Origin of the sequence: Streptomyces sp. SID3212 (assembly GCF_009865405.1) — a bacterium.
GTDB lineage: Bacteria > Actinomycetota > Actinomycetes > Streptomycetales > Streptomycetaceae > Streptomyces.
The window spans coordinates 1-8,153 of record NZ_WWJY01000040.1 but is presented as its reverse complement, the minus strand read 5'-3'; the positions used below and the strand labels follow the sequence as shown (position 1 = coordinate 8,153).

Below are 8,153 nucleotides of genomic sequence, written 5' to 3'. Positions count from 1 at the left end.
AGCGGCCCCGGGTCGCCGCGCTCTCCGGCCGCACGCAGCACCGCGAAGCCCTCAACGGCCAGATCACGCCGGCGGCGGGCGGCGGCGGCCTGCTCGGCCTCGGTGCCCTCGGGTATGCGGACGGCTCGCGCGTACGTCTCCGGGTCGGCGAGGTACGGCGGCGGCAGCGTCAGTACGGCGTCCCCGGCCTCGGGCAGTCCGTTGTTCTGCATCAGGACGACGAGGCGCAGCCCGTCGTCGTTGACGAGACGGTGGACGGTCCCGGGGGTGAACCACACCAGGCCGCCCGGCTCCAGGGGCGTGGTGGCGAAGCCACCGGTCTCCGTCAGGGTCTGGACGGCCCCTCGGCCCGCCGTCACCACGTACCCCTCCGAGCAGGTGAGGTGCAGGTGCGGGGTGCCGCCCCGGAGCCCGTCGGCGGCCTCCCAGTCGTACACGGCCAGGTGCGAGACCGCGACCGCTCCGGGCAGTCCGGCGAAACCGGCCGCCGCCTCGCGCGCGCTGTGCTCTCCCCGCTCCGGCAGCTCTCGCGGCTCTCGCAGCTCTTCCATGGGACTCCTTCCGTCTCCCGGAAGGATGCGCGCCCGTGGCGGCGGGAAAACGCGCGTGGCGTGGATTCGCCGTGGCCGCGCGGGGCCCCGGAACGCCTCTGTCCCGAGGCACCTGCCCGGAGCCTCAGCGGGCGAGCACCGCCCGGATGGTCTTCCCGCCGTCCGGGCGTGGCAGGACGGTAACCTTCTCGGCCAGGCGCTGGACCATCGGCCAGCCGAACCCGCCGGTCCTGCCGGTGAGGTCGGGGGTACGGTCCAGCGGCTGCGCCGGGCTGGGGTCGTCCACGGCCACCTGGAGGCTCCGGCAGTCCGCGCGCAGCCGCAGGGACGTGACGTCCCCCGCGTGCCGCAGGGCGTTGGCCACCAGCTCGGACACGACCAGGATGACGTCCTGGGTCCTGCGTGGCGAGGGCGCCGGACTGAGGCCCGCGAGGAAGCCGTACGCGGCGTCCCGGGCGTCGGCCGCCAGCTGTGGCCGGGAATCGCACTCCGCGGGAGGAGGGAACGGCTTGTCGTGCGCCTGTGGGCGCTGCGCGTGGGTCGAGTGGTTCGAATGAGAGGGATGGTGCGGGTGGTACATGCGGCTCACCCCGAAGATCGGTCACGTCTTGCGGCGTCGGTCGTCCCGACGTCTACCCCCGCAGCCGCGAGCCAAGACCCTCAGCGGCGCCGATCCGGCCGGCGGGACGTTTTCCCCCGGGTCACCGGACCTCCCGCTCGCCCGCGTCCGCCGTGAGAGCCGCCTCGACCGTCTCGTACAGGGGCAGTGCCGTCTCCAGGCCGATCACGGCGAACAGGCGCCGTACGAAGGCGGAGGGGCGGGCCAGGCGCAGCCGGGGCCCCAGCGCGGCGCGGGCCTGGAGAAGCACGTTCACCGTCGTGGAGTCGGCGAAGCCGACAGCGGACAGATCCACGACCACGGGACCCGTGACGGACTCGCCCGAGTGGGTCAGCGCCGTGGCGAGGGGCCCGACGCTGTCGAGGTCGAGCTCACCGGAAACCGTGAGAACGACAGACTCGCCGTTCTGTCGCGCCGTCACTCCCACGGTCCGGCCTGCGTTGTGAGGAGGTAGCACGATAGATCCTTCGGGCAGCGGAAGGGGCGTTCACAACACGGTGACACCCACGATAGAAGTGATAGTTGCCATTTGACAACATTCTCTGGTGAGCAACAATCTGTTCACTGCTCCGGAGCCGCCCCGCGCGCCTCCGGAGCGGCGATGTCGTGCGCGAAGAGATGTCGCGCGGAGGGTAACGTGCCCATCCCAGGAAGTAGGGCTGAATGAAGCTACGCGCTGTCCGCCACGTGGTCCCGCGCCGGCCCTGGGGCCGCGCCGTTCCCGGCGCCGAGGCGCTCGGCAGCCGCGGCACGGAACGCGGTGAGGCCCTTCGCCAGCATCAGGATGTCCGACGGATCCATCTGCTCCAGCACCATGGCGACCTCGCGTGTCCGGAAGGCGCGGTACTCGTCCAGCACCTGGTGGCCGCGCCGGCTCAGCCGCAGCTCCACCTCGCGGCGGCTCGTCGGGCTCGGCGAGCGGGACACCAGTCCCATGGCCTCCATCCGGTCGCAGAGCCTGCTCACGGAGGACGGGCGGGAGCCGAGGGCCTCACCGAGTGTCCGCAGGTTCGCGCCCTCGTACTTCTCCATGACGAGAAGGGCACGTAGTTGGGAGGGCGAGACCGGCCCCGAAGGCGCGGCCTCCTGACCTCGCCCCCACAGCACCTCGAGCAGTTCCGAGGCATCGGACGCGGCCTCGGCAACCTGCTCGGGCTGGTGCGGCTGACCGGTGAAGCGGGACATCGATTCACTCTTTCATCCGGCACGGGCCTTTGTCAGCCCAGACGGACCCGACCCTGGCAGAAGAAGGCCTGAACAACAGTGACTCTACTCGCGGACGTCGAAAGAGCGGTTCGCACAGCGGCGCCGCATGCTCTGGTGGACTCGCTCAGGGGCGCGCTGGCCCCGCACGGCGCGACCTCCGTACTGCTGTACCTCGCCGACTACGGGCTCACGGTGCTCCAGCCCGTCACGGGCGTCTCGGGCGCCCCGCACCCCGACGAGGCCCTGTCGCTGCACAACACGCCGGAGGGCCGGGCGTTCGGCAGCCAGGAGCCGCACGGCGAGCAGGTCAGGCACAAGGACGCGGTGGACCACCACCTGCCGGTCACCGTACGGGGCGAGCGGCTCGGGGTCCTGACCGTACGGCTGCCGGGCGACCGTTCCACCCCCCGGACCGTCGAGGAGCTGACGCAGGTCGCCGAGCTGCTGGGGCACGAGATCCTGGTGGCGGAACGCGACACCGACCTGTACCGGCGGGCGCGCCGCGTGAACCGGCTCACCCTGGCGGCGGAGATGCAGTGGGAGCTGCTCCCGGCGCGGGCCTGCACCGCGCTGGAGTACGCGATCGGCGCACAGCTGGAGCCCGCGTACGCCATCCACGGCGACAACTTCGACTGGTCCTCGGACGGCGACCAGCTCACCCTCGCGGTGACCAACGGCATGGGCGAGGGCATCCAGGCGTCGCTCCTGACCAATCTGGCGGTCAACGCGCTGCGCAACGCCCGCCGGGCGGGGATCGGGATCGCCGACCAGGCGGCGCTGGCGGACCAGGCGCTGTACGAACAGCACCGGGGCGCGTCCTACGTCTCGACGCTGCTGCTCCGCTTCGAGCTGGCGACGGGATGGGTCGAGGCGGTGGACGCCGGGTCGCCGCAGCTGTGGCGGCGGCGGGACAGGACCGTGGAGCGGATCCCGTTCGACGCGCAGCTGCCGCTGGGCATGTTCGAGGAGTCCGACTACCGGGTGCAGAGGTTCCAGGCGCTCCCCGGTGACCGGTTCTTCTTCGTCAGCGACGGGGTGTACGCGGCGGTGTCGCCGCAGGGGGAGATCTACGGGGAGCGGGCGCTGGCCCGGGCGATCAACGCGACGAGCCTGCTGCCGGCGGCGACGGTGCCGCGCGCCGTACTCCAGGAGCTGGCCACGCACCGCGACGCCGAGTCGACCGACGACGCGCTGGTCCTGTGCCTGGACTGGTTCGGGCGGCAACACGACTGACACCCCCTGACATCGGCTGACCCGGGCTCACACCGCACAGGGCGTCTCAGAGGTCGAAGACCGCCCTGACCCGCTTGCCGACCGGGACCAGCTCCGAGGTGAGGCGGTCGCACAGGGCGTGGACGATCTCCAGGCCGTGGCCGCCGAGCCTGCTGGGGTCGCGCTCGAAGCGGCGCGGCAGCGTCACGCTGCTGTCGTACACGGTCACGGTCACCCGCCGGTCGGTACCCTCCAGCTCCAGCAGGTACGGTCCGTGGCTGTGCCGTTCGGCGTTGGTGACCAGCTCGCTCACGACCAAGAGCAGGTCACCGCGCCTGCGGTCCCCCACGTCGGCCAGCCACTCGGCCTCCAGCTGCTGGAGGAACCGGTCCGCCAGCTGCCTGGCCTCCGCGATGCAGCCGGGCTCGCCGGTGAACTGGCCGGCCTGGACCAGCGGCTGTACGTACGCCCCCGCGCCGGGCGCGAAAGCCGAATCACTCGTCCCACTCGTCATCTGATCGTTCACCGAACTCCTGCCCGAGCTCCCCGAGGGCGTCGGGCACCCCCTATCTCGGGACGGCTTATGCCCCCCGATGCCGGAGGTATGCCCGACGATTTTTGTGAGGGGTGTCACGTCCGCCCGGGAAGCCGGACCACGGAGACGAAGAACTCGTCGATCTGCCGCACGGCGGCGATGAACTGGTCGATGTCCACGGGCTTGGTGACGTAGGCGTTGGCGTGCAGTTTGTAGCTGCGCAGGATGTCCTCCTCCGCCGACGACGTGGTCAGGACGACCACGGGGATGAGGGCCAGCTCGGGGTCGGTCTTGATCTGCTCCAGCACCTGGCGGCCGTCGTACTTGGGCAGGTTGAGGTCGAGGAGGACCAGGTCGGGCCGGGGCGCGTCCACGTACGGGCCGCGCCGGTAGAGGAAGTCGAGCGCCTCCTCCCCGTCCCGCACGACGTAGAGGTCGTTGCGGATCTTGTTGTCCTCGAACGCCTCGCGGGTCATCAGCTCGTCGCCCGGGTCGTCCTCCACGAGAAGGACGGCGATGGGCTGCACCGGCACGATGGGTGTGTTCACTGGGCGGCTCCCGGCGGAGTGGTGAGAAGGGCGTCCTGGGGCGGTTCCCCCGCGGGCGCGCCTTCCGGAGAGGATACGTCGAGCGCGGGCACGGTGAAGTGGACGCGGGTGCCTCCGCTCTCCACGGGCTCCAGCCAGATCCTGCCGCCGTGGAACTCCACGATCTTGCGGCAGAGGGCGAGACCGATGCCGGTGCCCTCGTAGCTGTCGCGGGCGTGCAGCCGCTGGAAGATGACAAAGACCTTCTCGGCGAACTCGGGGGCGATCCCGATGCCGTTGTCCGAGACGGTCAGGTGCCATTCGCCGCCCTCGCGGACGCATCCGACGTCGATACGGGGCGGCTCGCCGGCCCTGCGGAACTTGACGGCGTTGCCGATGAGGTTCTGCCAGAGCATGGCGAGGGTGGTCGGATCACCGTTCATCCGGGGCAGCGGATCCCGCCGTACGACGGTGGTGCCCGACTCCTGGACGACCAGGGCGAGATTGGCGAGCGCGCGGTCCAGTACGCGGTCCAGTTCGACGGTCTTCCACGCGTCGTGGACCCGGCCCACCCGGGAGAAGGTGAGCAGGTCGTTGATGAGGACCTGCATGCGCTTGGCGCCGTCGACCGCGAAGTCGATGTACTGCTTGCCGCGGTCGTCCAGTTCGTTCCCGTACCGCTTCTCCAGCAGCTGGCAGAACGAGGCGACCTTGCGCAGCGGCTCCTGGAGGTCGTGGGAGGCCACGTACGCGAACTGTTCCAGCTCCGAGTTGGAGCGCCGCAGCTCCTCGGACTGTTCGGCGAGGCGGTCCTCGCGGAAGCGCGTCGAGGCGAGTTCGTCGGCCAGGCGGCGGCGCATGTCCTCCACGGCGGCGCCGACGGCCCGCAGGTCGGAGGGTCCGCCGACCTCGATGCGCTGGTCGAAGGCGCCGGCGCGCACGGTGTCCGACGCGGCGCGCAGCACGTTGAGCGGCCGGCCCACCATGCGGTGGAGCACGAGGGCGAAGACGCCGACCGCGACGAGGAAGACGACGAGGAGGGTGAAGAACACGGCGTCGCGCAGCGTACGGGCGTGGTTCAGCTCGTCCCTCGCCCGGTCACGCGCGGTGTCCAGATGCTCCTGCTGTACGGCGAAGAGGCGGCGCAGCTCGTCGAAGGCGGTCTTGCTCCCGGCGAGCCGCTCCGCGGAGGCGGCTTCCGCGCCCCGTGTCCGTACGGACGCGATCAGCGGCTCGGCCTGCCCGGTCCGCCATTGCTCGGCGGCGCGGGTGATCCGGTCGAGGTCCTCGGTGAAGCGGCGGTCGGAGGCCACCGCGGCGGCGAGGGACCGGGTGTAGCGGCGCTCGTCCTGGCGGCCCTGGTCGTACGGGGCGAGGAAGGAGGGCTCCGCGGTCAGGGCGAAGCCCCGTACGCCGGTCTCCTGGTCGAGCAGCGACTTCTGGAGCAGGAAGGCACCGGCCCGGGCGGGCTGGATGCGGTCGACGAGTTCGTCGGTGCGGGCGTTCGTCGTGGACAGCAGCACCCCGCCGACCACCGCGCAGGCGCAGACCACCAGCACCACGGCGGCGAGTATCAGCCGGACCCAGCCCTGCACGGAGAGGCGGGTGAGCGCGGCGCGCCAGGCCGAGGGGGGCGGGGGTGGGCCCGGGGGCGTACCGGCCTGCCCGGGAATCCGGTCCTTGTGCGTATGCGTCACATCCTCCGTGCTCGTCCCGGTCCGCGTGCTCGTGCCGGCGCCGGTCCCCGTACGGGTTCCGGTGCTCATGGGACCGCTCTGACGCGGTCCCACGCGCCGGCACATCTCACCGTGTGCCCCAACCGAGATGAAGTACGGCCACGTCGTCCGCGAGGCCGCCGTACGGGGCCGCTCCCTCGGCCGCCTCGTCCACCAGCGCGTCCACGAAGGCGTGGGCCGGCAGGGTGCCGTGCTTCCTGGCCAGGGCGAGCAGCCCGTCCTCGCCGAGGCGGGACGACGGTCCCGTACGGCCCTCGAAGAGCCCGTCGGTGAAGACCACGACCTGTCCGCCGGAGGGCAGCTCCAGCTCCGTCCTGCTCCAGCGGCCGAGACCGGGCAGCAGCCCCAGGGCCATGCCCACCTCGGGTTCCTCCCAGTCCACTGCGGAGTGGTGGCGTACGAGCAGTCCCGGGTGGCCGGCTCTGACCACCCGTACGGTCCGGCCGCCGGGATCGAAGTCGAGCGAGGTGACCGTGGCGAACACGTGCGGGTCGGCGCGTTCCGCGACGAGGATCTCCTCCAGCAGGCGCACCTGCTCCAGCTGTTCGGTGCCGCACAGCACGGCCGTGCGCCAGGCGACCCGCAGGCAGACGCCGAGGGCGGCCTCCGCGGCGCCGTGCCCGGACACGTCGCCTATGACCGCGTGGACGGTCCCGTCGGCGGTCTGTACGACGTCGTAGAAGTCACCGCTGAGCAGGCCGTGGGCGCGGCCCGGCTCGTACCGGGCGATGGCCTGGAAGTTGTCGTCCCTGAGCAGGGGTACGGGCAGCAGGCCACGCTCCAGGCGGGCGTTCTCCTGGGCCATGAGCGCGTTGACGCGGAGGGCGGCGGTGGTCCGTTCGACCTGCTTGCGCTGGAGGGCGTAGCGGACGGCGCGGCTCAGGGTCTCCGGGTCGAGGCGGCCCTTGACGAGGTAGTCCTGGGCGCCGGTCGCCACGGCCGTGAGCCCGGCCTCGCCCTCGGCCGTGCCGGTGAGGACCACGATGGCGGCGTCGGGGGCGGTGCGGACGATACGGGTGACGGCGTCCAGGCCGTGGACGTCGGGCAGGTGGAGGTCGAGCAGGACGCACACGGGGGTGGTGCTGCCGTCGAGGAACCGCTGCGCCTCGGCGAGCGATTTGCACCACGTCAGCGCCGAGTCCAGGTCGCTGTCGGCGAGCATCTCCTCGACGAGCAGCGCGTCGCCGGAGTCGTCCTCGACGAGCAGGATCTCCGTGTCGGCGGCGTGCGGGGCATCGCCGTCGAGCGCGGTGGTGTCCTGCGCGGGGACCGTTCCCCGGGTCCGGCGAACCTGCACGGGACGCGACGACTGGTCCACGGGCAACTCGACCACACTCCACCCCCTCATGCGTACGACGCGGGTTCATGGCGTCGTTTCCGGGCGGAAGCATATGCGACAACCGAAGCATCATTCCGGGCGTGTCGGGTGCACACCACTTCCGGGGGAGGGCACGGGATCGGGGAGGGCGCGGCGGCGGGTGGTGAAGGGGGCGGCGACACGCGGTGGAGGGGGTGACGGCGCCCGGTGGAGGCTGTGGCACTGTGAGGAATCCGACGGCGAGAATGACGTGAAACATGCGATGCTCTTCGGCGGACACTCGTGCCGGCGGTCCGGTGACGGGGGTCACCTGGTGACTCATGGGGCACACAGAAGACACAGAGAAGACACAGGTACTCATCGGCTCGCACGACGGCCGCGTACGGGGGTGCGGGGATGACCACGGTCGACGACGGAGCGGACAACGCCGTCACGGGAGCGCCGGCGTG

General features: G+C 71.5%; 9 protein-coding genes. 1 reads left to right on the top strand and 8 read right to left on the bottom strand.

Going from position 1 to position 8,153, the window contains the following annotated elements; translation table 11 throughout:
* From GT042_RS01750 to GT042_RS01735, 4 genes are all read right to left on the bottom strand, one after another.
* On the bottom strand, positions 1 to 551 hold a 551-nt coding region (locus GT042_RS01750), incomplete at its 3' end, for a cupin domain-containing protein (protein ID WP_237530386.1).
* Between the two features lie 124 nt (positions 552 to 675).
* Positions 676 to 1,131 carry an ATP-binding protein gene (locus GT042_RS01745; RefSeq protein ID WP_161306919.1) on the bottom strand — a complete coding sequence of 152 codons (456 nt, stop codon included), beginning with the start codon at positions 1,129 to 1,131 and terminating at the stop codon, positions 676 to 678.
* Positions 1,132 to 1,252: 121 nt separating this feature from the next.
* Entirely contained in the window at positions 1,253 to 1,591 is a 339-nt protein-coding gene (locus GT042_RS01740; RefSeq protein WP_345943643.1) for an STAS domain-containing protein, read from the bottom strand.
* Between the two features lie 248 nt (positions 1,592 to 1,839).
* On the bottom strand, positions 1,840 to 2,355 hold the full coding sequence (locus GT042_RS01735) for a MarR family transcriptional regulator (protein WP_161306917.1): 516 nt from the start codon (positions 2,353 to 2,355) through the stop codon (positions 1,840 to 1,842).
* A 135-nt stretch (positions 2,356 to 2,490) separates the two neighbouring features.
* Here GT042_RS01735 and GT042_RS01730 point away from each other — a divergent pair, with 135 nt between their 5' ends.
* Positions 2,491 to 3,609: a PP2C family protein-serine/threonine phosphatase gene (locus tag GT042_RS01730; protein ID WP_161306916.1), complete on the top strand. Its 1,119-nt coding sequence runs from the start codon at positions 2,491 to 2,493 to the stop codon at positions 3,607 to 3,609.
* Between the two features lie 46 nt (positions 3,610 to 3,655).
* On the opposite strand, the gene GT042_RS01725 is transcribed toward GT042_RS01730, so the two are convergent.
* The 4 genes from GT042_RS01725 to GT042_RS01710 all read right to left on the bottom strand — a co-directional run bounded on the left by GT042_RS01725 (position 3,656) and on the right by GT042_RS01710 (position 7,719).
* The gene (locus GT042_RS01725) at positions 3,656 to 4,102 is read right to left on the bottom strand and encodes an ATP-binding protein (RefSeq protein ID WP_161306920.1); all 447 of its coding nucleotides are present in this window, start codon (positions 4,100 to 4,102) and stop codon (positions 3,656 to 3,658) included.
* A gap of 116 nt (positions 4,103 to 4,218) precedes the next feature.
* The gene (locus GT042_RS01720) at positions 4,219 to 4,671 is read right to left on the bottom strand and encodes a response regulator (RefSeq protein WP_161306915.1); all 453 of its coding nucleotides are present in this window, start codon (positions 4,669 to 4,671) and stop codon (positions 4,219 to 4,221) included.
* Entirely contained in the window at positions 4,668 to 6,416 is a 1,749-nt protein-coding gene (locus GT042_RS01715; protein WP_161306914.1) for a sensor histidine kinase, read from the bottom strand. The genes GT042_RS01720 and GT042_RS01715 overlap by 4 nt, the downstream gene beginning before the upstream one ends.
* Before the next feature lie 37 nt (positions 6,417 to 6,453).
* The gene (locus GT042_RS01710; protein WP_345943642.1) at positions 6,454 to 7,719 is read right to left on the bottom strand and encodes a SpoIIE family protein phosphatase; all 1,266 of its coding nucleotides are present in this window, start codon (positions 7,717 to 7,719) and stop codon (positions 6,454 to 6,456) included.
* Positions 7,720 to 8,153 lie beyond the last annotated feature (434 nt).